General features: G+C 77.3%; 10 protein-coding genes. 9 read left to right on the top strand and 1 reads right to left on the bottom strand.

Features of this window, described 5'->3' with window-relative positions; all coding sequences use genetic code 11:
• Position 1: 1 nt before the first annotated feature.
• Genes OG767_RS21245 through OG767_RS21205 form a run of 9 tightly spaced genes read left to right on the top strand, consistent with a single transcriptional unit; the run spans position 2 to position 24655 of the window.
• On the top strand, positions 2–2626 hold the full coding sequence (locus OG767_RS21245; protein WP_405094267.1) for an amino acid adenylation domain-containing protein: 2625 nt from the start codon (positions 2–4) through the stop codon (positions 2624–2626).
• The gene (locus tag OG767_RS21240) at positions 2607–3776 is read left to right on the top strand and encodes a potassium transporter TrkA (protein WP_405090176.1); all 1170 of its coding nucleotides are present in this window, start codon (positions 2607–2609) and stop codon (positions 3774–3776) included. Before OG767_RS21245 ends, OG767_RS21240 begins: the two co-directional genes overlap by 20 nt.
• On the top strand, positions 3767–5128 hold the full coding sequence (locus OG767_RS21235) for a DUF6002 family protein (protein ID WP_405090175.1): 1362 nt from the start codon (positions 3767–3769) through the stop codon (positions 5126–5128). Before OG767_RS21240 ends, OG767_RS21235 begins: the two co-directional genes overlap by 10 nt.
• A complete protein-coding gene (locus OG767_RS21230; protein WP_405090174.1) occupies positions 5125–7479 on the top strand; it encodes a non-ribosomal peptide synthetase in 2355 nt (784 codons plus the stop codon). Before OG767_RS21235 ends, OG767_RS21230 begins: the two co-directional genes overlap by 4 nt.
• Positions 7476–9134: a beta-ketoacyl synthase N-terminal-like domain-containing protein gene (locus tag OG767_RS21225; protein ID WP_405090173.1), complete on the top strand. Its 1659-nt coding sequence runs from the start codon at positions 7476–7478 to the stop codon at positions 9132–9134. The genes OG767_RS21230 and OG767_RS21225 overlap by 4 nt, the downstream gene beginning before the upstream one ends.
• Complete coding sequence (locus OG767_RS21220) at positions 9131–12631, top strand: amino acid adenylation domain-containing protein (RefSeq protein WP_405090172.1); 3501 nt, start codon at positions 9131–9133, stop codon at positions 12629–12631. The genes OG767_RS21225 and OG767_RS21220 overlap by 4 nt, the downstream gene beginning before the upstream one ends.
• Entirely contained in the window at positions 12628–14931 is a 2304-nt protein-coding gene (locus OG767_RS21215; RefSeq protein WP_405090171.1) for a lantibiotic dehydratase, read from the top strand. The genes OG767_RS21220 and OG767_RS21215 overlap by 4 nt, the downstream gene beginning before the upstream one ends.
• Complete coding sequence (locus OG767_RS21210) at positions 14928–19292, top strand: SDR family NAD(P)-dependent oxidoreductase (protein WP_405090170.1); 4365 nt, start codon at positions 14928–14930, stop codon at positions 19290–19292. Before OG767_RS21215 ends, OG767_RS21210 begins: the two co-directional genes overlap by 4 nt.
• A complete protein-coding gene (locus OG767_RS21205; RefSeq protein ID WP_405090169.1) occupies positions 19289–24655 on the top strand; it encodes an amino acid adenylation domain-containing protein in 5367 nt (1788 codons plus the stop codon). The genes OG767_RS21210 and OG767_RS21205 overlap by 4 nt, the downstream gene beginning before the upstream one ends.
• Here the strand turns inward: OG767_RS21205 and OG767_RS21200 are convergent.
• Positions 24623–26938: a lantibiotic dehydratase gene (locus tag OG767_RS21200; protein ID WP_405090168.1), complete on the bottom strand. Its 2316-nt coding sequence runs from the start codon at positions 26936–26938 to the stop codon at positions 24623–24625. The two genes, OG767_RS21205 and OG767_RS21200, sit on opposite strands and share 33 nt — an antisense overlap.
• Between the last annotated feature and the right edge of the window lie 39 nt (positions 26939–26977).

Raw genomic sequence — 26977 nt, 5'->3', positions numbered from 1 at the left:
CATGTCCGATCCGCGCTACCTGCCCGATCTGGTGCACCGGCCCACCGGCCCGGACGCCGACCGGATCGCGGTCGTCGCCCCGGACGGCGAGCTGAGCTACGCGCGACTGTGGGAGCGGGCCGAGGCGACGACGGAGCTGCTGCGCCGGGCCGGCGTCCGGCCGGGCGACCGGGTCGGCCTGCACCTGCACCGGTCCGCCGACTACGTGACGGCGCTGCTGGGGACGCTCGGGGCGGGCGCGGTCGCGGTCCCGGTCGATCCCGAGCTGCCCTCCGGCCGGGCCGAGCAGATGCTCGCCCTGGCCGCCCCGCGCGTCGTGCTCCACGCGGACCGGCCCGCGACGGTGGCCGCACCGGCGGGCACCCTCTGGCGCGACGTGCGTACCGCCGAGGTGGGGGTGGGCCTCGACCCGCCGGACCGCGCGGGCTGGGCGCCGCCCGCGGAACAGGCCGCGCTGGTGTTGTTCACCTCGGGTTCCACCGGCCGGCCGAAGGGGGTGGTGCTGCACCACGCCGGGCTGGTCAACCGACTGGCCTGGGGCCACGACCGGTTCGGCTTCACCGCCGAGGACCGGGTGCTGCACAAGGCGTCGATCGGGTTCGACGCGTCGGTGCACGAGATCTTCGCCCCGCTGGTCGCGGGCGGCGTCGTGGTCGTCGCCGGTCCGGGGCTGCCGTTCGACAGCCTCGGCCTGGTCCGGCTGATCCGGCGGGAGGCGGTCACCACCGCGCACTTCGTGCCGACCATGCTGCGGCACGTGCTGGACGAGCCGGAGTTCGCCGGCTGCGGGACGCTGCGGCGGGTGCTGTGCGGCGGTGAGGCGCTGGACATGCGGCTGGTCCGGCGGCTGCGGGAGGTGCTGCCGTGCGGGCTGTTCAACGGGTACGGCCCGAGCGAGACGTCGATCAACGTGTCCTACTGGGACTGCGCGGAGCCGTACGCGGGCAGCATCGCCCCGATCGGCCGGCTCGTCGACGGCGTGGTCGCCCACGTGCGCGACGAGGAGGGCCGGCCGGTCGCCGACGGGGACACCGGTGAGCTGTGGCTCGGCGGGGTGGCGGTCGGCCTGGGCTATCTGGGCGACGACGCGCTCACCGCGGAACGCTTCCGGCCCGACCCGGAGCGGCCGGGCGGCCGGCTCTACCGCACCGGCGACCTGGTGCGGGTCGCGCCGCAGGGGTTCCTGGAGTTCCGGGGCCGGGTCGACGACCAGGTCAAGGTCCGGGGCGTGCGGGTGGAACCGGGCGAGGTCGCGGCCGTGCTGCGCGAGCATCCGGCGGTGCACGACGCGGTGGTGGTGACCGCGCCCGACGCCGACGCCGGGCCGCGCCTGGTCGGCTACGTCGTGCCCCGGCCGAGACGCGCCCCGACGGTCGGTGGGCTGCCCCGGTTCCGGCTGCCCAACGGCATGGCGGTGACCGCCGCCTCACCCGACGAGGCGGTCTTCCTCTACCGGCAGATCTTCGACCACGCGGAATACTCCCGGTTCGGCGTCCGCCTCGGTGACGGCGCGGTCGTCGTCGACGTGGGCGCCAACATCGGCCTGTTCGCGCTCTGGGCGACCCGGCAGGCCCGCGACGTACGCCTGGTCGCGGTCGAACCGAATCCGGACACGTTGCCGTACCTGCGGGCCAACCTCGGCCTCTACGCCGCGTCGGCGTCCGTCGTCGAGGCGGCGGTGACCGACGTCGCCGGCACCGCCGAGCTGATCTCGTTTCCCGAGCTGAGCTACCTGTCCGGCCTCGGCGCCGACCGGGCCGGGGCGGCGTCGGAGCTGGTCCGGTCGCACTACCGGCACGGCGGCGGCGCCGCCGACGACGCCGAACGGGCCGCGCTGCTGGCGGACGCGCGCCGCCGGCTGACCCCGGTGGCGCACGTCGTGCCGACGGTGACCCTGTCCGAGCTGCTGGACCGGTTCGCGCTCGACCGGGTCGACCTGCTGAAGGTCAACGTGGAGGGCGCCGAGCTGAGCGTGCTGCGCGGGGTGCGCCCGGAGCACTGGCCCCGCGTCCGCCAGGTGTGCCTGGAGGTCGAGCGCAGCAGCGTCACCGCGCCACCGGCACGGGAGCTGCTGTCGGCGGCCGGGTTCACGGTGCACGAGATCGGCGACTGGAACGTCGGCGCCGACGCCGACGTCAGCTACCTCTACGCGGTGCGGTCGGGGGAGCAGCCGCCGGCCGGGTCGCCCTGGGCCGAGCCCGCCGACCAGATGCTGACCACCGCCCAGCTCCAGGGCTACCTGGCGTCGGCGCTGCCGGCGGCGATGCGCCCGGACCAGATCGTCCTCGTCAACCACCTGCCCCGGCTGCCCAACGGCAAGGTGGCGCGGCGGGAGCTGCCGCCGCCACCCCGACCGCGGGCGGACCTCGCCGCCGAAGCGGGCGGCGTGCTCACCGACCGGCTGCGCGAGGCGTGGCGGGTCACGCTCGGCGTCGACGCGGTCCACGACGACGACAACTTCCTCGCCCTCGGCGGGCATTCGCTGACGGCGCTGCGGGTGGCGGTGCGGGTGCGCGAGATGGCCGGCCTGGAGGTCAGCCCGGCGGGCTGCCTGCGCGCCGGGTCGTTCGCCGACTGGCTGACCCGGGTCACCGACGGGGGACGCGATGTCCGCGCCGCCCGGTGACGCGTCCCGGCACGTCGTCGTGGTGGGCGGCGGCCGGCTCGCCCGCGCGCTCTGCGACTCCCTGGCCGCGATCCCCACCCCCGTCCGGCTCCGGGTGACCGTGCTGGCCCGCGACCCGGGCGCGGCGGACCGGCTGGCCCGGGGCGCGCAGGTACGGGCCACTGTCACCGGCGCCGCCGTCGGGTTCACCGCCCGGCCGTTCACCCCGGCCACCACCGGCCCCGGGGCCGGCTACGCCGCCGACGCCGCGTCGATGGCCCGGCTCCGGCCCGACGTGCTGGTCTGCGCCGCGTCGGCCCAGTCGCCGTACGAGCGGACGCACGCGCCGTCGGCCTGGACGGAGCTGGTCACCGCCGCCGGGTTCGGGGTGACGCTGGCGTTGCAGGCCGAGCTGGTGTCCCGGCTGGCCGCCGCGCTGGCCGCCGGCGCGCCGGACGCGTCGCTGGTGAACGCCGCCTTCCCGGACGCGGTCAACCCGCTGCTGGCCGCGGCGGGCCGGCCGGTGCTCTGCGGCATCGGCAACGTGGCGACGCTGGCCGCCTGCCTGGACGCCGCGCTGGGTGGCCCCGGGCCCCGGCGGTTGGCCGTGCTCGGTCACCACGCCCATCTCGCGGCGCCCGACCCGGCCGCCGCCGACGACACCGCCGAGGTGCGCGCCTGGCTGGACGGCCGGGAGGTCCCGGACGTCACGACGCTGCTCGCCGGCTACCGCGCCCTGCCCCGCCCGGAGCTGAACGCGCTGGCCGGGCACGCCGGGGCCGCCGTGGTGGCGGCGCTGGCCGCCGGGGTGGACGAGGTGGTGGCGAACCTGCCCGGTCCGCTGGGCCTGCCGGGCGGCTATCCGGTCCGGCTGCGCGACGGCCGGGCCGAACTGCGCCTGCCGGCCGGCGTCGACGTGGCGCACGCGTCGGCCTGGAACACCGCCGCCGGGCGCCGGGACGGCGTCGAGGTCGACGACGGCCACGTGCGCTACCCGGAGCGGGCCCGGGCGGCGCTGGCGGCGTACCGGCCGGACCTGGCCGGCGGTTGGCACGCCGGCGAGCTGCCGGAGGTCTTCGCCCGGTTCACCGCCCTGCGTGACCACCTGCGAACGGTGCCGCCGGCGCCGGCCCGTGCCCGGAGTGTGTGGGAGGAAGCCCGATGTCCGTGACCGCCCCGACCGTCCGCAACCTGATCACCGACTACCAGGACGTCATCGCCTCGGCGGTGCGGCGGTGCGGCGCGGTCCCCGGCGACGCCGCCGGCACGCCCGGCTTCGCGCCCGGCTTCGACCTGCCCGAGCTGACCCCGGCCGTGCGCGACTTCTACGCCGCCGCCACGGTGCGCTGGGCCCCGCTCGGTGAGTACGGCGGCCACCGCCTCCACCTGCTCGACCTCACCGGCAACCCGGGCACCCGGACCACCAAGACGTTCGCGTCCCTGGTGATCGTCGCCCGCGCGGTGGAACACATCCGGCGTACCGGCGCCCGGCTGCGCATCGTCACCCCGACCTCCGCCAACAAGGGTGTCGCGCTGCGCGACGCGGTGGCCCGCGCGTACGCGGCCGGGCTGGTCACGCCCGAGCAACTCGCCATCGTGGTGCTCGCGCCGCGGGCGACCCGGCACAAGTTCCGCCACGACGCGCTCGCCGCCGACCCGGTCGCCCGCCGGCTCAACCCGCTGCTGCGCTACACCGGCGACGACCCGGAGGGTGTGAAGGCGCTCGGCCGCGCGTTCGTCGACGCGTACGCCGCCCGGCTGCACGACGAGCACGGCGTCACGCTCTGGTACACGCTGGACCTGAAGAACTACCTGGTGGCCGACGCGGCCCGGGCCGCGTTCGAGGCCGAGGTCGCCCCGACCGGCGGGGCCGGTGCCCGCTGGCACGCCCACGCCGTCTCCAGCGCGTTCGGTCTGCTCGGCTACAACCTCGGCCGCGACGTGCTGGAGGCGGCCGGCCGGGCCGACCCGGACGACCGTCCCGGTTTCCTGCTCGTGCAGCACCTCGGCACGCCCGACATGGTGCTCAGCCTGCGCCACGGCTCGTTCGCGCGGGACAACGTCCCGACCTGGACCCGCGACGAGAGCCTGGACGCCTGGACGCAGGACAAGGACCCACGCTTCCCGGCCGTCACCGACGACCCGGCCGAGGTGCTCGACCCGACCTTCTACACCCACCGCCCGGTGACCTCCCCGGCGATGAACGCGCTGATCGACCGGCACGGCGGCGACGGCATCGTGGTGTCGCGGCGCGAGTGCGTCACGCGCTACCCGGCGGCCCGGGCACGGCTGGCCGACGCCGGGCTCGTGCTGCCGGCCGAGCCCGGACGGCTGCGGGAGTGGTCCATCGTGATGGCGCTGACCGGCGTCTGCAACGCCGTCGACCGGGGCCTGGTGCCGGCCGGACACGACATCGTGGTGCACGGCACCGGCAGCTACGCCGACGACTTCACGGTCGCCGACGCGGACGCCGAGGTGTCCACCGTCGCCGACGTCGCGGCGGCCGTCGTGGGCCGGCGGTGAGCCAGACGCCGGCCGCCCACCCGCTCGGCCTGCCCGCCGGGCCGGCCGAGCGGCTCGTCGCGCGGGCCCGGACCGCCGGGGTCGAGCCGGCCACGGTGGTCCTCACCGCGACCGCGCTGCTGGTCCGCCGGTACACCGGCGTCCAGGTGGTGACGCTGGGCCACGGCGACGAGCCGGTGACGCTGGACCTGACCGTCGACGCCCCGATCCGCCGGCTGTGGCGCGCGCTGCGCCCGGCGCCGCCCGGCGTCACCCCCGACGCGGTCGTCCGGATCGACCCCGACCTGCGTGCCGGCACGCTGACCGGCCTGCCCGACGACTACGCCGACGACCTGCGCGCCGACCTGACCGACGTGCTGTCCGCGCTCGACCCGGACGCGTCGTCGGCCGACGTGCTGCGCGTGGCCCGCTACGAGCGGCGTCCGGCACCCGACCTGGGCCGGCTGCACGGCGGCGACGGCACCGAGGCCGACGCCGTACGCGGGGAGACGATCCCCGCCGCGTTCGCCGCGGTGGTCGCCGCGCACCCGGACCGGGTGGCGGTGCTGGCCGACGACGCGACGGTGACCTACCGCGACCTCGGCGCGGCGGTGACCGCGACCGCGGCGGCGCTGGCCGGGCCGGGCCACCCCGCGACGCCGCCCGCGCCGGTGGCGGTGCTGTGCCGCCACGGGGTCGCCACGATCACCGGGATCCTCGCGGCGCTGGCGTCCGGGTCGGCGTACGTGCCGCTGGACCCCGTGTTCCCGACCGTCCGGCTGGCCGGCATGATGCGCGACGCCGGGGTACGGGCCGTCGTCACCGACTCCGCACACGCGCGGCTCGCCGCCACGCTGGCCGCCGACGCCGGGCTGCCGGCGCTGCCCGTGGTGCCGCTGCGACCGGGCGTTCCCGGGTCCGGCCCGCCGGTGCCGCCCGGCCCGGCGCGGCCGGACGACCCGGCGTACGTGCTCTACACCTCCGGGTCGACCGGGCGGCCGAAGGGGGTGGTGCAGAGCCACCGCAACGTGCTGTTCGGCATCCGTAACCACGTGCGCAACTTCGCCGTCCGGCCGGACGACCGCACCAGCGTGCTCACCTCGTTCGGCTACGACATGGCGGTCACCGACACGTTCGCCGCGCTGCTGTCCGGCGCCGCCGCCGTCCCCGTCGACGTGCGGGCGCACGGCCTCGGTCACCTGGCCGGCGCGCTCGCCGACCGGGGCGTCACGGTCTACCACTCCACCCCCACCGTCTACCGCTACCTGGTGGCGAGCCTGGGCGACGGCGGGCGGCTGCCGTCGGTCCGGGCGGTCCTGCTCGGCGGCGAGGAGGTCACCCGGCACGACGTGACGCTGGCCCGGCGGTCGTTCGCACCGGGTGTGGTGTTCGTCAACGGGTACGGCACCACCGAGATCAGCTTCGCCACGCAGCACCACCTGCCGCCCGACGCCCGACCGGAGCGGGCCGTGGTGCCGATCGGGCACCCGCTGCCGGGCGTCGAGGTGGTGCTGACCGACCCGGCCGGGCGCCCCACCTGCCGGACCGGCGAGGTCGTCGTGCGCACCCCGCACGTCGCGCTCGGTTACCTGGGGCTGGCGGAGCTGACAGCGGCCCGGTTCACCGCGCACGACGGGGTGCGGGCGTACCGGACCGGGGACGTCGCCCGGCGGCTGCCCGACGGGACGCTGGTCTTCCTCAGCCGCAGCGACCGGATGGTGAAGATCCGCGGTTACCGGGTGGAGCTGGGTGAGGTCGAGGCCCACCTGGCCGGGCTGCCCGGGGTGGGCCGGGCGGCCGTGGTGGCGCGGCGTGGCGCGGCCGGCGCCGGCGAGCAGGAGATCATCGGGTACGTCGTGCCGGCCGGCGGGGCGGACCTGCGGCCGGCGGTGCTGCGGGAGCGGCTGGCGGCGGTGCTGCCGGACTTCATGGTGCCCCGGGCCGTGGTGCCGGTGGCGGACCTGCCGACCGGCCCGACCGGCAAGCTCGACCCGGCCGCCCTGCCCGACCCGGACGCGGAGGCCGACGGCCCGACCGGTGGGCCGCCGTCGGGGCCGGTCGAGGAGACCATCGCGGCGGGCTGGCGCGCGGTGCTGGGACTGCCCACCGTGGACCGGCGGGTGAACTTCTTCGCCGCGGGCGGCCACTCGCTCCAGCTCGCCCTGGTGCAGAAGCACCTGGAGGAACAGCTCGGGCGGCGGGTGCCGCTGGCCCGGCTGGTGGAGTTCCCGACGGTGGCGTCGCTGGCCGCGCACCTGGCGGCGGGAAGCGCGGTCGGCGTGCCGGAGGACGGTCGCCTGGCGGCGGTCGGCCGCCGGATGGCGCGGCGCCGGGCCGCGCGGGGCGGCGGCCCGGGGGAGGGCGACACATGAGTGAGGACGACCGGATCGCGGTGGTGGGGCTGGCCTGCCGGGTGCCGGGCGCGGACGACGCGGTCACCCTGTGGCGCAACCTGCTGGCCGGCACGGTGTCGGTACGCCGGCTGACCGCCGCCGACGGCGCGCCCACCGACCCCGACTGGGTGCCGGTGTTCGGCCGGCTCGACGACCTGGCGGGTTTCGACGCGGACCTGTTCGGCTACCCGGCCGGGGCGGCGGCGCTGCTCGACCCGCAGCACCGGCTGTTCCTGGAGGTGGCCTGGCACGCGCTGGAGGACGCCGGCATCGACCCCGACCGCGACCCGGCCCAGATCGGCGTGTTCGCCGGCTGCGGCCCCAACCGCTACCTGCGTCACCACCTGCTGGGCAGCCCGGCCCTGCGGCCCGCCGCCGGGGACCTGGCCGAGGACTGGGACGACGCGTTGACCGGCGCCGACGGCGACTACCTGCCGACCCGCGTCGCGTTCGCGCTGGGCCTGACCGGGCCGGCGGTGGCGGTCCGGACCGCCTGCTCGACGTCGCTGGTCGCGGTCTGCCAGGCCGCGCAGAGCCTGCTGGACTACCGCTGCGACGTGGTGGTCGCCGGTGGCGCGGCGGTGGTGTCGACCCGGCAGGCCGGCTACCGCCTGCGGCCGGGCGGACTGCTGGCCGCCGACGGGGTGTGCCGCCCCTACGACGCGGCGGCCACCGGGCAGGTGTTCGGCAACGGCGCGGGCGCGGTGGTGCTCAAACGGCTCGCCGACGCGCGCGCCGACGGCGACCACGTGCACGCCGTCCTGGCCGGGTGGGCGGTGAACAACGACGGCGCGGACCGGCCCGGCTTCACCGTGCCGGGCGTGGCCGGGCAGGCGGCGGTGCTGGCGGAGGCGTTGGCGTCGGTGGGCTGGGACCCGGCCGACGTGGGCTACCTGGAGGGCCACGGCACCGGCACGCCGGTCGGTGACGCGATCGAGGTCGAGGCGCTGGTCCGGGCCCGGCGGGGCAGCCGGGCCCCGCTGCTGCTCGGCTCGGTGAAGGGCAACGTCGGCAACCTGGACGCCGCCGCCGGCGTGATCTCGCTGATCAAGGCCGCGTACGCGGTCCGGACCGGGCAGGTGCCGGGCACGGCGTGCTTCACCGGCGCGCACCGCGACGTCGACCTGGCCGCGGCGGGCGTCGAGGTCACCGCGCGGACCCGGTCGTGGGACGGGCCGCGGCGGGCCGGGGTCAGCTCGTTCGGCCTCGGCGGCACCAACGCGCACGTGCTGGTGGAGCAGGCCCCCGCCGCGGGCGACCGGGACGGGCCGGGCGGCGCCGGCGGCGACCGGGTGGTGCTCGGCCTGTCGGCGGGCAGCCCGACCGCGTTGCGGGAGCTGGCGGGGCGACTGGCCGGGCGGCTGGCCGAGGGCGACCTCGCGGTCGCGGACGTGGCGTACACGCTGGCGGTGGGCCGGCGGCGGCTGGCCCACCGGGGCGCGGTCGGCTGCGCCGACGTGCCGGAGGCGGTCGCGCAGCTCACCGCGTTCGCCCGGGGCGAGCCGGTGGCCGACGACGCCGCGACCCGGTCCTGGCGCGCCGGTGACGACCCGCCGGTGGCGCCGGGACGGCGGGTGCCGCTGCCCGGCTACCCGTTCCAGCGGACCCGGCACTGGATCGAGGCGGCGCGATGACCGGCCCCCACCTGCCCTATCCCGAGGTGTGCCTGCCCGACCTGGTCGCCGGACACGCCGCCCGGCGGCCCGACGCGCCGGCCGTGACGCAGGGCGGCCGGACGCTGAGCTACGCCGACCTGGTCGGCCGCGCCGCCGCCCTCGCCGCGTCGCTGCGCGCGGACGGCATCGCCCCGGACGACCTCGTGGGCGTCTGCGTGGACCGCCGCCCGGACCTGGTGGTGGCGCTGCTGGGCGTGCAGGCGGCCGGCGCCGGCTACGTTCCGCTCGACCCGGCGCTGCCGGCGCCGCGACTGCGCGAGCTGGCCGCCGAGGCCCGCCTGCGCGTCGTGGTGGGCGCGCCGGCCGTCGCTCCCGGCGTCTTCGCCGACCACGCCGTGCGGGACGTGCCCACCGCGACGGCGCGCTGGCGGCCGACGCCCGCCACGCTGGCCACCACCGCGTACGTGATGTTCACGTCGGGGTCGACCGGACGGCCCAAGGGCGCGGTGATCGAGCACCGGGCGCTGACCGAGGCGGTCACCGGCATCGCGGAGTTCTCCGGCTTCGGCCCCTCGACCCGCTGCCTGGCCTTCGCCTCGATCGGGTTCGACGCGTCGGTGGCCGACCTGCTCGCCCCGCTCGCCGCCGGTGGCACCGTCGTGCTGGCCGGTGACGCCGAGCGGGCCGACCCGACCCGGCTGTACCGCGTCTGCGCCGAGCAGGACGTCGACGTGGTGGTGCTGCCGCCGCCGGTCCTGCCGCTGCTGGACCCGGCCCGGCTGCCCGGCGTACGGCTGGTGATGACCGGCGGGGAGGCGACCGGCCCGGAGCAGGTCGGCCGGTGGACCGAGGGCGGCCGGCGGTTCGTCAGCGTCTACGGCCCGACCGAGGCGACCGTGCTGGTGACCTGGTTCGAGGGCAGCGGCGTGTGGACCCGGCCCATCCCGATCGGCCGGCCGGCCGCCAACCACCGCATCCACCTCGTCGACGACCGGTTCCGCGAGGTCGGCCCCGGCGAGATCGGTGAGGTGCTGGCCGGCGGGCCCGGTCTCGGCCGGGGCTACCTGTTCGACGCCGCGCGCACCGCCGAGCGGTTCGTCCCGGACCCGTTCACCGACCGGCCCGGGCAGCGCCTCTACCGCACCGGTGACCTGGCCCGCCGGCTGCCGGACGGGAACCTGGAGTTCCTCGGCCGGGCCGACCGGCAGGTCAAGATCCGCGGGCAGCGCATCGAGTTGGGCGAGGTGGAGGCGGTGCTGCGCCGCCACCCCGACGTCGACCTGGCCAGCGTCCAGGCGGGCGGCGGCCCCGGCGGGCCGGAACTCGTCGCGTACGTGGCGACCCGCCTGGACGTGGCCGAGCTGCGCGCCCACTGCGCGCGGCTGCTGCCGGCGGCGGCCGTGCCGGCGCGGATGCACACCATGCCCGCGCTGCCGGTCACCATCAACGGCAAGATCGACGTCGACCGGCTGGCCGCGCTCACCGCCGCCGCGCCGGAGCCGGCACCGACCGGCGAGGCGCCGGCGACCGACACCGAACGCCTGGTCGCGCGGGCGTGGTCGGCGCTGCTGGACGCGCCGGCCGTCGACCGCGACGCCGACTTCTTCCACCACGGTGGACACTCGATCGCCGCGATGCGGCTCGTCGCCGACCTGCGGGAGCGGCTGGGCCGGGACGTCGCGGTCGAGGACGTGCTGCTCGGGCGGACGCTGCGCGGCATCGCCGCCCGCGTCGACGCCGCCGCCGGGACCGACCCGGCCACCACCGTCCGGGGCCGGCCGCCGGCGCTGTCCCCGGCGCAGCGCCGGCTGTGGTTCCTCGACCGCTACTTCCCGGCCGCCGCGTCCGCCTACAACGTCGCCTTCGCCGAACGGCTCACCGGCGCACTCGACGTCGCGGCCCTCGCCACCGCGCTCACCGCCGTCGCGGACCGCCAGCAGATCCTGCGGTGGCGCATCCCCGACACCGACGGCGTGCCGTACGCCGTGGTCGACCCGCCCGCGCCGGTGCCGCTACCGGTACGCGACCTGCCGCCGGGCACGGACCTCGCCACGCACCTCGCGGCCGGCGCGGCGCGGCCGTTCGCGCTGGCCACCGACGCGCTGTGGCGGGCCGAGCTGATCCGGACCGGCGTCGACGAGCACGTGCTGGCCGTCTACGCCCACCACGCCGTGTTCGACGGCTGGTCCCAGTCGCTGTTCCACGCCGACCTGGCCACCGCCTACCGCGCCGCGCTCGGGCAGGGGCCGCCGCTGCCGCCGCTGGCCGCCACCTACGGCGACTACGTCGCGTGGCGGGAGGAGCGCTCCCGGCGCCGCGGCGCGTCCGACCTGGACTGGTGGCTGGCGCACCTGAACGGCGCGCCGGTGGTGGTGGAGCTGCCCGGGGGACGGCAGCGGCCGGCCGAGCAGACGTACGCCAGCGCGACGGTCGGCACCCGGCTGGACCGGGCCGCCACCACCGCCCTGACCGACCTCGCCGCCGGGCTCGGCGCGACCCCGGCCGCCACCGTGCTGGCCGCGTTCGCGCTGGTCCTGGCCCGCCGCGCCGGCCTGCCCGACCTGCTCGTGGGCACCCCGACGGTGGACCGGCGCGCGGCCGACTTCGCGCCGATGGTCGGGTTCTTCATCGAGATCGCGCCGCTGCGGCTGCGTCCGTTCCCGGAGGTCGGCTTCGCCGCGCACGTCCGCGCCGCCTGGGCCGAGCTGCTCGCCGCGCTCGCCCACCCGGAGGCGCCTGTGGAACGCGTCGTCGGCGGGTTCGGCCTGGGCGGCCTGCTGGACCGCAGCCCGCTGGTGCAGGTGCTGTTCAACATGTACACGTTCGACGAGCCGAAACTGGAGCTGGCCGGCCTGACCAGCGAGCCGGTGCCGGTGGCCGCGCCCGGGTCCCCGTTCGACCTCACCCTGTACGGCGTGACCCGGGACGGGCAGCTCCGGGTGGAGATCGTGTTCAACCCCGACGTCTACGGCGGCGACCTGATGGCGGCCGTGCTGGGCGAGGTGGAGCGGGTGCTGCGCGCCGGGGCCGCCGATCCCGGGCGGCCGGTCTCCGAGTTGCCGGCCTGGACGGCCGTTCCCGCCGGGAGCCCGGGCGAGGTGCCCCGGGCCGCGCCGGTCACCCGCGCCACGAGCCGGCCGGGGGCGACCGCCGCCCGCCCGGCCACCGCCACCGAACGGCGGATCGCCTCGGTCTGGTGCGACGTGCTCGGTGTGCCCGAGGTGGCCGCGACGGACAGCTTCTTCGACGTCGGCGGCGGCTCGCTGGCCGTCGCCGTGGTGCAGCGGCAGCTCAACCGGCTGCTCGGCACCGACCTGCGGGTGGTGGACCTGTTCCACCACCCGACCGTCCGCGCGCTCGCCGCGCACCTGGACAACGGCCGGGCCGCCGGGTCGCCCGGCGACAGCGCCGAGGACGCGGCGGTGGAACGGGCCGCCCGCCGGGGCGCGGTGCGCCGCCAGCGGGTGCTGCGCCGGGCCGCCGACGGGCCGGCCGGAGTGGGTGAACCGGAATGACGCACCTGGTGCCCCTCGGCGACACCGGCTGGTCGGTCTGGCGGGACGCGCTGCTGCGCAGCGCCGGGTTCCCGGCCGACGGCCTGGACCGCTTCGCCGCCCCGGAGTGCGCCGCCGCCGCCGACCGGCACCTCGCCGGCCAGGTGGACGACGCCGCGTTCCCCGCCGCGTACGCCGACGCCACCCGGGCGGCGTCGGCGGCGGTGTGCGGGATCGCCGCCGACCCGCTGTTCCGCGAGGCCGTCACCTGGCAGAACCCGGACGTGCTGGTGGCGCTGGACGGGCTGGTCCGCGACGGCCCGGACGGGCCGCGCAACGTCCGCCGCCGGGGCCGGGAGAACGTCGTCGCCGGCTACTGGCAGCGCTACGTCGCCAAGTGCGAGACCATCGGCTTCTTCGGCCCGGTGTGCTGGGGCGTCGTGGCGCCGGGTCCGGCTGCCGTCACCGCCCGGCCCGGCCCCGGCCTGCTCCGCCGGCGCGTCGTCCACCTGGAACACTGGGCGCTGTCCGCGTACGCCGACCGGCTGGTGGCGGACCCGCTGCTGCGGTCGTGGCTGGCCCCCAGGCTGGCGCCGCACGCCCACCTGGACGGGCGGGTCGTGCACCGGCCCGCCCAGCGTCCCGCCCCGGTGTCGCTTACCGAGTCGATCGCGCTGGCCCGCTGCGACGGACGCCGCCCCGCCCGGGAGATCGTCGACGACCTGGTCCGCGACGAACAGACCGGCGTGCGCCGACCCGAGGAGGGGTTCCTGCTCCTCACCCACCTGGCCGAGCGGGGGCTGCTGCGCTGGGACTTCGACCTGCCGCCGGGCTTCGCCGCGGAGGCGGGCCTGCGCGCCCGGATCGACGCCGTCGGCGACCCGGGGGCCCGGGAGCCGGCCCGCGCCGGACTGGACCGGCTCGCCGCCGCCCGCGACCGCGTCGCCGACGCCGCCGGTGACCCCGCCGCGCTGGCCGCCGCGCTGGCCGACCTGGACACCGAGTTCACCGGACTGACCGGCCGGTCGCCGCGCCGCCGGGCCGGGCAGAACTACGCCGGGCGGGCGCTGTGCCACGAGGAGACCGTCCGCGACGTCGAGTTCACCGTCGGCCGTGACCTGCTCGACGCCCTCGCCCCGGCACTGGACCTGCCGCTGCGGGCCGCGCGCTGGCTCACCGCCGAGCTGGCCACGGCGTACGGCGACGCGCTGCGTGACCTCCACGACGACCTGAGCGGTGACGGGCCGGTCCGGCTCGGGGACCTGTGGTTCGTCGCCCAGGGGCCACTGTTCGGTCCCGGTGACCGGCCCGCCGACCGGGTCGCGCGCGAGTTCGCCGCCCGCTGGGAACGGGTGCTCCGGCTCGCCGACCTGCCCGCCGGCACCGCGCGGCTGACGGTCGACGCGGCCGAGCTGGCGCCCCGGGTCGCCGCGGAGTTCCCGGCCACCCGACCCGGCTGGAGCGCGGGCCGGGTCCACAGCCCGGACCTCCAACTCGTCGCGGAGTCGCCCGACGCCGAGGTCGTCGCGGTGCTCGGCGAGCTGCACGCCGCGTACGCGACGTTCAACGCCGAGCTGTTCACCCACTGCCATCCGGACCTGGCGCGGCTGCGCCGGGCGTACGCGGCGGACCTGGGCCCGGCGCGGCTGCGTCCGGTCTACCCGGTCGACTTCCCCCGGGTCGGCGGCCGGCTGTCGGCGTCCCTGTTCGGGCCGGACGACCACCGGCTCGCGTTCGCCGACGCCCCCGGCGCGGGCCGGGAACGGCTGGTGCCGGCCAACGCCGCGGTGGTCTCCGAGGTGGCCGGCGTGCTGGTGGCGACCGGCCCCGACGGCACCCGCTGGCCGCTTGTCGAGGTGTTCTCCGACCTGATCGCGGTGCACGCCGGCGACGCGTTCAAACTCATCACCGAACGCCCGCACAGCCCCCGGGTCACCGTGGACCGGCTGGTGCTGGCCCGGGAGACGTGGCGCACCACCGTCGGGGCGACCGGCCTGACCGACGCCGTCGACCCGGCGCGCCGTTACCTCGCGGTACGCCGGTGGCGGGCCGCGCTGGGCCTGCCGGAGCGGGTCTTCGTCCGGGTGGCCACCGAGCTGAAACCCGAGTACGTCGACCTGACCAGCCCGCTCTACGCCAACCGGCTCTGCCTGATGCTGCGGGCGGCCCGACGGGCGGGCGGCGCGGACGTGCCGGTCACGGTGACCGAGTTGCTGCCCACGCCGGCGCAGGCGTGGCTGCCCGACGGCCGGGGCCGCCACTACGTCAGCGAGCTGCGCCTGCACATCCGCGATGCCGCCGAGCCGGAGGTCATGCCGTGACGAACGAGACAGTGGAGCCGATCGCGATCGTCGGGCTCAGCCTGCGCGTGCCGGGCGCGGCCTCGGCGGAGCGGTTCTGGCGCAACCTGGTCGACGGCGCCGAGTCGTTCACCCGGTTCAGCCGCGCGGAACTGCTGGCCCGGGGCGTCGCCGCCGACGAACTCGACGATCCGGCGTACGTGCCGGTGGCCGCCGTGCTCGACCAGGTCGACCAGTTCGACGCCGGCCTGTTCGGGATGAGCCCGCGCGACGCGGAGCTGGCCGACCCGCAGCAGCGGCTGTTCCTGGAGCACGCGCACGCCGCGCTGACCGACGCCGGCTGCGACCCGGCCCGCTACGACGGCGAGATCGGCGTGTACGCGGGCGGCAACGCCGACCTCTACCAGTGGCTCAACGTCCGGCGGAACCCGCGCGCGCTGGCCGACGCCGGTGAGCTGCGGGTGTCGTTGGGCAACAAGCCGGACTACCTGGCCAGCAGCGTGTCGTTCCGGCTCGGTCTGCGCGGCCCGGCGATGACCGTGCAGACCGCCTGCTCGTCGTCGCTGGTCGCGGTGCACCTGGCCAGCGAGGCGCTGCGCAACGGCGAGTGCGACACGGCGCTCGCGGGCGGCGTCTGCGTGGAGCTGCCGCACGCCGTCGGGTACGTCGCGGACGAGGGCTACACCTCCGCCGACGGGCACTGCCGCCCGTTCGACGCGCACGCCGACGGCACCGTGTACGGCAGCGGCGTCGGTGTCGTCGTGCTCAAGCGGCTGTCCGACGCGCGGGCCGACGGGGACGACATCCGGGCGCTGATCATCGGCAACGCGGTCAACAACGACGGCGCGACCAAGGCCGGCTTCACCGCGCCCAGCGTCACCGGCCAGGTGGAGGTCGTCGTGCAGGCCCTCGCGGTGGCCGGCGTCGCGCCGCGCTCGGTCAGCTACGTGGAGGCGCACGGCACCGGCACGGTCCTGGGCGACTCGATCGAGATCGCGGCGTTGAGCGCGGCGTACGGGCGGCGCACGGCCGAGCGGGGCTGGTGCGGGGTCGGCTCGACCAAGGCCAACATCGGTCACCTCAGCGCGGCCGGCGGCGTGGTCGGCCTGATCAAGACCGTGCTGTCGATGCGGCACCGGCTGATCCCGCCCAGCATCAACCACGACCGGCCCCACCCGGAGATCGACTTCGCGGCGAGCCCGTTCTACGTGGTGTCGACGCTGACCAAGTGGGAGCCGGCGGAGCAGCGCCCGCTGCGGGCCGGAGTCAGCTCGCTCGGCCTCGGCGGCACCAACGCGCACCTGGTGCTCCAGGAGGCCCCACCGCTCGCCCCCACCGAACCGGACGACGGCGGCGGGGAGCTGCTCCAGGTGTCCGCCGCGACCCCGGCCGCGCTGGCGGCGGCGTGCGCCGGGCTGGCCGCCCACCTCACCGACCGGCCGGAGCTGGAGCTGCGCGACGTGGCGTACACGCTGCGGGAGGGACGGCCGGCGTACCGGCACCGGGCCGCGGTGGTCGCGGTGGACCGGAGCCGGGCGGCGGCTGCCCTGACCGATCCGCGACGCCGGGCCGACGGGGACGCGGCGCACCCGCCCCGGGTGGGTCTGCTCTTCTCCGGCCAGAGCTCGGCGCACCCGGGCATGGGCGCGGGCCTGGCCGCGACCGAGCCGGTCTTCGCCGCCGCCGTCGAGGAGTGCGCCCGGGTCCTCGGCCGGGACCCGCACGAGCTGCTCGTCGGCGCGGGACCCGGGGCCGACGAGCGACTGGCCGAGCCGGAGGTGCTGCAACCCGCGCTGTTCACGGTCGGGTACGCGCTGGCGACGCTGTGGCGGCACTGGGGCGTCACGCCCGCCGCGGTGCTCGGCCACTCCATCGGCGAGCTGGTGGCGGCCACCGTCGCCGGGGTCTTCGACCTGCCCGACGCGGTGCGCCTCGCCGCCGCCCGGGGCCGGCTCGTCCGGGCCGCGCCGGAGGGCCGGATGCTCGCCGTGCAGCGCGGCGCCGACGAGATCACGCCGCTGCTGCCGGCCGGGGTCGCGGTGGCGATCAGCAACGGGCCGCAGACCTGCGTGCTGGCCGGCGCGCCGGAGCCGGTGACCGCGTTCGCCGACACGCTGCGCGGACGCGGCATCGGCTGCACGCCGCTGCGCACGCCGTACGCGATGCACGTGCCGCTGCTGGAGCCGGTGCGCGACGAGTTCGCGGCGCTGGTGGCGGCGGTGCCGCGCCGGGCGCCGACGGCGCCGGTGTGGTCGGCGGCGAACGCCGCGCCGTTCACCGACGCGCAGCTCACCGACCCGGCGTACTGGGCGGAGCAACTGTGCCGGCCGGTGCGCTTCGGGGCCACGGTGGCGGCCCTCGCGGCGACCGGCCCGCCCGACGGGTGGCTGCTGCTGGAGTGCGGCCCCGGCCGCCAGCTCGCCGGGCTGGCCCGGCTCAGCCTGCCGCCGGGGGCCCGCGCGCCGCTGCGCACGCTGCCCGCGCCGGGGGAGCGGCTGACCGACCGGCAGACCGCCCACGAGGCGGCCGGCCGGTTGTGGACCGCCGGGGTGCCGGTCCACCTGCCCACGCCCGGCCGGCCGCGTCGGCTGTCCCTGCCCGGCTACCCGTACCAGCGGACCCGGCACTGGATCGACCCGGCGCCGGCGGCCGTGGCGCCCGCCGCGCCGGCCGCCGACCGCCGCCACGACGACGGTGTCGTCGAGGTTCCCCTCTGGCGTGAGCTGCCCGCCGCGGCGTCCGCCGACGTGCCGGCCGCGCTGCTGCTGTTCGCCTCGGGCCGGCGGGGCACGGCACTGGCGGATCGGCTGCGGGAACGCGGCGTCGACGTCACGGTGGTCCGCCCCGGGCCGGCCTTCGCGGTCCGCCCGGACGGCTACCAGGTACGGCCGACAAGCGTCACCGACCACCGTCGGCTGCTCGACGAGTGCGCCGACGACGAGCGCGCCGGCCGGGTCGTGCACGCCTGGCCGCTCGACGGGGACCCGGCCGGCTCCGACGTGGCGGCCGTGTCGGCGGCCCAGGACCACGGCTACCTCGCACTGCTGACGCTGCTGGAGGCGCTGCCGGACACCGACGTGGAGCTGGACGTGGTGACCGCCGGGGTGGCCGACGTGACCGGCGCGGACCTGCTGCGCCCGGAACACGCGACGGTCGCCGGGGTGGTGCGTTCGGCGCCGCTGGAACGCCCGCGGCTGCGTGGTCACTGGATCGACGCCGACCCGGGCGAACCCGCCGTCGACCCGCTGGCCGACGAGCTGCTCGGCGTCGACCGGGCCGAGGCGGTCGCGCTGCGGCTCGGTGGGCGTCGCTGGATCCGCGAGTTCGCGGCGGTGCCGGCCGGCGGTCGGGCCGGTTCCGGGCCGGTCGTCCGGGACGGCGGGCGGTATCTGATCACGGGCGGCTCGGGCCAGGTCGGCGGCGCGTTCGCCGCCGAGCTGGCCCGGCCCGGCGCGCGGCTGGTGCTGGTGAGTCGCGCCACCGCGCCGCCGGCCGCCCGGATCGAGGCGCTGGAGCGGGCGGGCGCCCGGGTGCGGCACCTCACCGCCGACGTGGCCGACCCGGACGCGATGCGGGCGGTCCGCGCCGAGGTGCTGCGCGACCTCGGCGGTCTCGACGGCATCATCCACGCCGCGCGGCGGCCGGACACCGGCCCGGCCGCCGGGTCACGGCTGGCGGAGGCCGCCGCGGAGCTGCGGCCGAAGCTCACCGGCGCGCTGGTGCTGCGCGAGGTCTTCGGTGACCTGCCGCTGGACTTCGTGGCGCTCAGCGCCTCGGTGACCGCGCTCGCCGGTGGCCTGGGCCGGGTCGACGACACGGCGGCCAACGCGTTCCTCGACGCGTACGCCCGCGCCCCGCACGGCTGGCCGACCCGGGTGGTGGCGCTGGCCTGGGGCGCGTGGCGGGAGGACGGCGTGCCCGACCACGACGGGCTGCCCGCCGCGGCGGCGACGGCGGCGGCGCGGCGGGTCCTCGCCGGGGGCCGCGCCGGCTCGGTGGCGATCGGCGCGTACACCGTGGCCGCGGTCGCCGGCCACGAGCGGCGGCTCGCCTCGGTCACCGCCGCGACCACCGCCACCGCGACCGCCGTCGACGGCGACCTGACCGCCACCGTCGCCGGGATCTTCCGTGACGTCCTGGGCGTCGCCGAGGTCGGCCCGTACGACGACTTCTTCCGGCTCGGCGGCACCTCGTTGGTGGCGGCGCACCTGGTGCTGCGCATCCGCCAGGCCGTCGGCGCCCGGCTGTCCATGCGGGTGCTGTTCGACGCGCCGACGGTCGCCGCGATGGCCGCCCGGATCGAGGCGCTGCGCGCCACCCCGCCGGCCACGGCGGCGGAGGCACCGATCCCGCGCCTGCGCCGGCCGGGGCGGCCGGCGTGACCGAGTCGCCGCCGGACCTCACAGCGCTCGACGGCGTCTACCGCGCCGCCGCCTCGTACGCCCAGGAGCGGGTCTGGTTCACCGCCCAGCTCAGCCCGGGGCAGCCGTTGTTCACGATGACCGACGCGGTCACCCTGCCGGCCGGGGCGGGCCCGGAGCAGGCGCTCGCCGCGCTGCGGACGGTCACCGAACGGCACGAGGCGCTGCGCACCACGCTGTGCCTGGTGGACGGCGAACTCCGGCAGGACATCCACCCGACCGTGCCGGTGGAGCTGCCGGTGACCGACCTGTCCGGACTGCCGCCGCCGGAGCGGGAGCGTGCCCGCGTCGGGATCGTCGCCGAGTACGCCCGCCTCGACCTGCCGATGGACGGCCTGCCGCTGTGGCGGGCGCGGCTGCTGCGGCTCGACGCGGACACCTGGTGGCTGCTCTTCGCCGGCCACCACGTGATCCTCGACGGCACGTCGCTGCTCAACCTGCGCGCGGAGCTGACCGAACTGTGCGCCGCCGCGGTGGCGGGCCGCGCGCCGGACCTGCCCGACCTGCCCGTCCAGTACGCCGACTACGCGGCCTGGGAACGCGACCGTCTCGACGGCCCCCGCCGGGGCGAGCTGCGCGCGTACTGGCGGGAGACGCTGGCCGGCCTGCCCGCCGTGCACGGGCTGACCACCGACCGCCCGCGCCCGTCGACGCGCGCGTTCCACGGCGCCGACGTGCGCCGCGCCCTGCCCGACGGCGTGGCGGAGGCGTTGCCCGAGCTGTCCCGGCAGACCGCCGCCACCCCGTTCATGGTGCAGCTCGCCGCGTTCGTGGCGTTGCTGCACCGGCTGTCGGGCAGCGACGACGTCGTGGTCGGCATGCCGGTGGCCGGCCGGGACCGCGCCGAGCTGGAACCGCTGCTCGGCATGTTCATGAACATGCTGGTGCTGCGCGTCGACGTCTCCGGTGATCCGCCGTTCCGGACGCTTGTGCGCCGGGTCCGCCGGGTGGTGCTCGACGCGTGGGACCACCAGGACATGCCGTTCCAGAAGCTGGTCGAGGACCTGGCGGTGCGTCGCGACCCCGGTCTGCCGCCGCTCTACCAGGTGACGTTCCACCACCTGCCGACCGGGCGCGGCGCGGCGTTCGGCGGCGCGATGGACGACCTGTCGTTGGAGATCGCCGGCGACGAGCTGCGGCTGGAGTACGACACCGCGCTGTTCGAGCCGGCCGGCATGGCCGCGTTCGCGGACCGCTACCTGCTGCTGCTCGCCGCCGCCGTCGCGTCGCCGCAGACCCGGGTGGGCGCGCTGCCGGTCATGTCGGACGCCGAACGGGACCGGGTGGTGACCGGCTGGAACGACACCGCCGCCCCGGTGCGCCGGAGCACCCTGGCCGAGTTGTTCGACGCCCAGGTCCGGCGCACGCCGGACGCGGTGGCGCTGGTCGACGGCGACACCCGGCTGACCTACGCCGAGTTGTCCGCCGCCGCCGACCGGGTGGCCCGGCGGCTGACCGCCCACGGGGTGGGGCCGGAGTCGGTCGTCGCCGTCCACGAGCCCCGCTCCAGCCGTCTCGTCGCCGGGCTGCTCGGCGTCCACCGGGCCGGCGCGGCGTACCTGCCGCTGGACCCGGACCATCCGCCGGAGCGGCTGGCGTTCATGCTGACCGACGCCGGCGCGGAGGTGCTGCTCGCCGACGAGGTGCCGACCGGCCTCGCCGGGGCGGGCGTGGTGCTGCCGTTGACCGGTCCGGACCGGCCGGGGCCGGTGGGCGGACCGGACCGGCCGGTGCCGCTGACCGGACCGGACCGGCCGGGACCGGTGCCGGGCCGGGCCGCCGGGCCGGACAACGCGGCCTACGTGATCTACACCTCCGGGTCCACCGGGCGGCCGAAGGGCGTGGTCAACGCGCACGCCGGTGTGGTCAACCGGCTCGACTGGATGCAGGACGCCTTCGCGTTGGGGCCGGACGACGCGGTGCTGCACAAGACGCCGATCGGGTTCGACGTGTCGGTGTGGGAGGTGTTCTGGCCGCTCGTGGTGGGCGCGCGGCTGGTGCTGGCCGCGCCGGGCGGGCACCGCGACCCGGCGTACCTGCGGGAGCTGATCGAACGCGAGCGGATCACCACCGTCCACTTCGTGCCGTCGATGCTGGACGCGTTCCTGGCCACCGCCGACGCCACCGACCTGGCCCGGTGCGGCTCGCTGCGGCGGATCGTGTGCAGCGGCGAGGAACTGCCGCTGGACCTCGCCCGCCGGGCCGTGGCCGCGCTCCCGGCGGCGTCGCTGCACAACCTCTACGGGCCCACCGAGGCGGCGATCGACGTGACCGCCTGGGCGGCCACCCCCGCCGCGCTGGCCGCCGTCACCCGGGTGCCGATCGGCGGGCCGATCCGCAACGTGCGCGCCCACGTGCTCGACCGGGCCATGCGGCCGGTGCCGGTCGGGGTGGCCGGGCAGCTCCACCTCGGCGGGGTGCAGGTGGCCCGGGGCTACCTGCGCCGGCCCGGGCTCACCGCCGACGCGTTCCGCCCCGACCCGTTCGGCGCGGCCGGCGGGCGGCTCTACGCCACCGGCGACCGGGCCCGCTGGCGGGCCGACGGGACGCTGGAGTACCTCGGTCGCCTCGACGACCAGGTGAAGCTGCGAGGGCTGCGGATCGAACCGGGGGAGATCGCCGCCGTGCTGCGCGAGCAGCCGGGCGTCGGCGCCGCCGCCGTCGCGGTCCGCGGCGGCACCCCCGCCGGTCAGCGCCTGGTCGCGTACGTGACACCGGCGGCGGGCGCCGGGGCGGTGGACCCGGCGGCGTTGCGGGAGGCGCTGCGGCGGCGGCTGCCGGACTACATGGTGCCGTCGGCGTTCGTGCCGCTGGACGCGCTGCCCCTGTCCGCCAACGGGAAACTGGACACCGCCGCGCTGCCCGACCCGGTGCCCGACGGCGGCGGGACCGCCGCGCACCGCCCACCGGTCACCCCTGTCGAACGGGCCGTCGCCGCCGCCTGGCAGGACGCGCTCGGGGTCGCCGACATCGGCCTCGACGACGACTTCTTCGCCCTCGGCGGGCACTCGCTGCTGGCGATCCGGATGCTGGCCACGCTGCGCGCGGCGTACGGGCCGGTCGACGTCGGCGTGATGGACCTGTTCCAGCACCCCACCGTGGCGGGGCTGGCCGCGCTGATCGACGGTCCGGCCGACGACCGCCGGCGTCCGCTGCTCTACGAGCTGACCCGGCCGGTGCCGGCGGCACAACGGGTGCGGTCCTACGTGTGCGTGCCCTACGGCGGCGGGCTGGCCAGCATCTACCAGCCGCTGGCCGACGAACTGCCGCCCGGGCACACGCTCTACTCGCTGGCCGTCCCCGGGCACGACGTCGGGGTCGACGACACCGAGCTGCCCTTCGACGAGCTGGTCGAGCGGTGCGTGGCCGAGATCGAGGACCGGGTGGACGGCCCGCTGGTCCTCTACGGCCACTGCGTCGGCGGCGCGCTGCTGACCGGCATCGCCCGGCGGCTGCACGAGCGGGGCCGGCCGATCGAGGCGATCTACGCCGGTGGCGTGTTCCCCACCGCCCGGCCGGACAACATGCTCGGCCGGCTGGTCGACTGGGTCGACGCGCGGGGCGCGGACCGGCGCTACGAGACGTTCCTGCGGTCGATCGGCGCCGAGCTGGCCGACCTGGACCCGGCACAGGTCGACCGGTTCGTCCACCACGTGCGGCGCGAGGCGGCCGAGGCGCAGGAGCGGTTCACCGCCTGGCTGGACGCCGAGCCGGTCCGGGTCCCCGCGCCGGTGATCTCCGTCGTGGGCACCCACGACGTGCTCACCGAGTACTACGAGGAGCGCTACCGCGAGTGGGGCTTCCTCGGCGGTTCCACCGCGCTGGTGGTGCTCGACCAGGCCGGGCACTACTTCGTCAAGCAGCGGGCCCGGGCGCTCGCCGAGGTGCTCACCCACCCGGGTCTGTCCGCGCCGGGCACCGCGCCCGCCCCGGTCGCCGGTGACGGCTGGGAACTCGCCGCGACAAGCGCCGACCCGGCCGCCGTCGAGGCCGGGGTGCAACCCGGCGTACGCCGGTTCCTGGCGCTCACCGTGAGCCAGCTCGTCTCGGCCACCGGCTCGGCGCTGACCCAGTGGGCGGTGCCGGTCTGGGTCTACCTGAGCACCGGGTCGATGCTGTGGTTCGGCCTGTCCGGGGTGATCGCCTACCTGCCGGCGCTGTTGGCGCTGCCGGTCGCCGGCACCGTCGCGGACCGGTTCGACAGGCGTCGGGTGCTGATCGCCGCCTGCGCGGTCGCGGTGACGGCGGAGGCGCTGCTGGCCACGCTGCTGTGGACCGACCGGCTGGGGCTGGCCGCCGTCTACACGCTGGTCTGCGTGCTCGGCGCGGCGTCGGTGTTCCAACGCATCACCTACCTGGCCGCGATCCCGCAGGTCGTGCCGAAGCGCTACCTGGGCCACGCCAACGGCATCGCCCAGCTCGCCGTGGGGCTCAGCTCGCTGGCGGTGCCGCTGCTGGCGGCGGGCCTGCTCGCGGCCGTCGGCCTGACCGGGGTGCTGGTGATCGACATGGTGAGCTACACGGTCGCGATCGGCGTGCTCGCGGTGGTGCGCTTCCCCCGGCTGCTCGGCCGCCGCCGCAAGGAGCCGTTCCTGGCCGAACTGGTCGGCGGGGCGCGGATGGCGTGGGCGGAGCCGGGCTTCCGGGCCATGCTCGGCTTCTTCTCGCTCTACAACCTCTGCCTGGCCAGCCTGCTGCTGGTGCCGCCGATGGTGCTGGCGTTCGGCACCATGGGCCAGGTCGGCACCGTGGCGTTCGCCGAGGCGCTGGGCGCCGTCCTGGGCGGGCTGGCGGTCGCGGTCTGGGGTGGACCGACCCGACGCCGGATGCCCGCGCTGATCGCCATCGCGTTCGGGGTCGCGATCAGCCTGGTGCTCAGCGGCGTACGCCCGAACCTGTGGCTGATCGCGCTCGGCAGTTTCGGCGTGGGCCTCGGTCTGGGCCTGCACAACGGCATCTACCTGTCGCTCATCCAGGTGAAGGTGCCGCAGCGGTTCCACGGCCGGGTGCTGGCGATCATCCAGACGCTGACCTGGGCGACGTTGCCGCTGGGCTTCGCCGTGCTGGTGCCGCTGAGCGGGTCCGTGCTCGAACCGATGTTCGCCCCGGGCGGCGCCCTGGCCGGCAGCGTCGGCGCGCTGATCGGCACCGGCCCCGGCCGGGGGCTCGGGTTCGCGTTCGTGGTGTCCGGCCTGGCGCTGGCCGTGGTGGCGGCGGGCGCCTACGGCATGCGCCGGCTGCGCCACTTCGACACCGAGGCCCCGGACGCCCCGGCGGACGCGACGCGGTGGCTACCGCGCGGGCGCCGGGTCGACGATCTGTAGCCGCAGCTCCGAGGCGTACGCCCGGCCGGCCGCGTCGGTCAGCCAGGCGTCGCCGGGGCCGGGCAGCAGCTCGGTGACCGTCAACCCGACCCGGTCCCCGCCCCGCTCGTGCGCGCCGCGCAGCAGCGTGCACAGCAGCCGGGCGTAGACGCCGCTGGTCAGGTCCACGAAGGTGGGCTTGAGTTCGGTGTCGACCCGGACGAAGACCTGCTCGGGCAGGCCGAGCGCGCGCCGCCAGCGCCGCACCGCGAGGTAGCGCGCCCGCTCGCCCTTCACCGTGTGCAGCCCGGTCGCGCCGACCGTGGTGCGCCACGTCTCCCGCACCAGCACCAGACCGTCGACGGTGACCCGGGGCGTGTGCCCGGCGTTCCCGGCCAGCTTCCACGTGTCGAACACCTGGTGGTCGACGAGCGGCGCGAACACCTCCAGCAGCGGCCACTGCCGGCCGTCCCCGGCGTACGCCCGCAGGCCGCCGTCGGCATCGGGCCGCACCGTGAGGTCGGTGATCGGCACGAGGCGGTCCGGGTCGGCGCCGGGGGCGCCGGTGAAGCCGAGCTGCGCGTCGGCGGGCCCGTGCAGCCACTCCGCGATGCGGGCGGTGTGCCGGGGCCAGTCCACCGGGGCCAGCAGCCGTACCCGGCCCTCGGGCAGGTCGGCGCGCATGGCGTCGCGCAGCCGCTGCGGATCGGGGTGGCCGTGGGCGAAGAAGTGCGTGTCGAACGCGGCCAGGGCCACGTGCAGCTCGCCGAGCACGACGGTGACGTCGCCGCGTCGCAGCGCCGCCTCGTCCGGGGCGCACAGGTGCACGTCCGGGCTGTGGATCCGGGCGGCGGCCCAGCCGGGCGCGGTGGCGGGGAACGCGGCGGCGACCCGCGCGGTCAGCTCGGCGGCGTCGAAGCGCAACTCGCGGGCGTCGGGGTCGGCGTCGGCCAGCCCGAGCACGGTCGTCCAGCGGGCCAGGAAGTCGGCGGTGACGGCGGCGCTGGGCGGGTCCGCCCCGAAAACCACCGCCTGGGCGTGGAACCACAGGTCGGCCAGGGGCACGTCCGGGCTCCCCGCGTCGGCCGACAGGTCGCGGTGGAGGGCGGCCAGCGCGTCGGCGTACGCGTCGCCGATCGCCGCCGTCAGCCACCGCGCCGACAGCAGCAGCGGCTCCAGCGGGGCGAGCCGGCGCAGCAGCGCGTCGCCGAAGCGGATGTCGAGGTCGCGTACGGTCTCCAGGTGGCACAGGGTGCGCCCGGCGTACACCTCGCCGGGCTGGTGCCGCGCGGGCCGGCCGGTCAGCTCGACGAACCGGCGCTCCAGCGTGGACATCGCCGCGGCCAGGGCGTCGGGGTCGGCGGCGGCGGCCACCGCGTCGCGCAGCGCGCCGACGTCGGCCAGCTCGCCGAGCAGCCGGGCGCGGAGCGCGTCGTCGCCGATCGCGGCGAGCTGGTCGCGCAGCGTGTCCTCGGCGGTGAGGTCGACCGGCAGGTCGAACCCGATCCGCAGCACGCCGCTGCCGGCGAGCGCGTCGAGTTGCGCGTGCACGTCGGCGGCGCGACGGAAACCGCTGGCCGGGTCCGCGAGCAGCCCGGCGACGAGGTCCCCGACCCGCGGTCGCCGCCGGGCCAGCGCCAGCAGCGCGGCCGTCCCCGCCGGCAGCGCCTGCGGCGCGCGGTGCGGGTGCCGCAGCACCCGGTCCCGCAGCGTCAGCTCCGGCGACAGCCGCACCGGCAGCCAGTCGCGGACGCCGGCCGCGCGGGCGAACGCCGCGCCGAGCGCGTCCAGCCCCCACCGTTCCAGGAAGACCCGGCGGTCGCGGGTCAGGGCCGGACCCGGCCGGACGGTGACGACCGGACCGGGTCCGCCCAGCTCGGTCCAGCAGATCGGGCCGAAGAAGCCGACCGTGTCGTTCTTGAGGCAGTAGCGCTGCCAGTACTTCGCCACCACCTCCTCCCGGTGGCGCCGGCGCAGGTTGCGCGGGGCGTGCGGGCCGTCCCGCCGGATCGCGTCGACGGCCACCAGCACCGCCGGGTTCTGCCAGGTGAGCGCCGTGCGGAACGCGTCGTCCCCGGCGACGTCGTGGACCGCCCGGCCCAGCTCGGCGGCGGCGTCGTCGAACGCGGCGTCGAACGTGGCCTCGTCGCAGGCCCCGGCGAGGTGGGCGTCGGCGACGGCGGCGAGCGCGGGCGCGGCGAACCGGCGCATCCCGGCGGCCGGGAAGCCGGCCGAGCGCAGCAGCGCGGAACGCCAGACGTGCCACGGGGTTCCGGTCAGGGGCGTGAGATGCTCTCGGGGCACCCGGCAATGGTAGGCATCGACGGGATCCACGGCGGGACG

It is taken from the genome of Micromonospora sp. NBC_01392, from assembly GCF_045040125.1.
Taxonomy (GTDB): Bacteria; Actinomycetota; Actinomycetes; order Mycobacteriales; family Micromonosporaceae; genus Micromonospora.
The sequence above is the reverse complement of the archived record's forward strand: the minus strand, read 5'-3'. Positions and strand labels throughout refer to the sequence as shown.

Excerpts from the sequence above, each read along its gene's own strand:
- OG767_RS21245 (WP_405094267.1), top strand. The coding sequence starts at position 2 with ATGTCCGATCCGCGCTACCTGCCCGATCTGGTGCACCGGCCCACCGGC.
- OG767_RS21240 (WP_405090176.1), top strand. The coding sequence starts at position 2,607 with ATGTCCGCGCCGCCCGGTGACGCGTCCCGGCACGTCGTCGTGGTGGGC.
- OG767_RS21235 (WP_405090175.1), top strand. The coding sequence starts at position 3,767 with ATGTCCGTGACCGCCCCGACCGTCCGCAACCTGATCACCGACTACCAG.
- OG767_RS21225 (WP_405090173.1), top strand. The coding sequence starts at position 7,476 with ATGAGTGAGGACGACCGGATCGCGGTGGTGGGGCTGGCCTGCCGGGTG.
- OG767_RS21220 (WP_405090172.1), top strand. The coding sequence starts at position 9,131 with ATGACCGGCCCCCACCTGCCCTATCCCGAGGTGTGCCTGCCCGACCTG.
- OG767_RS21215 (WP_405090171.1), top strand. The coding sequence starts at position 12,628 with ATGACGCACCTGGTGCCCCTCGGCGACACCGGCTGGTCGGTCTGGCGG.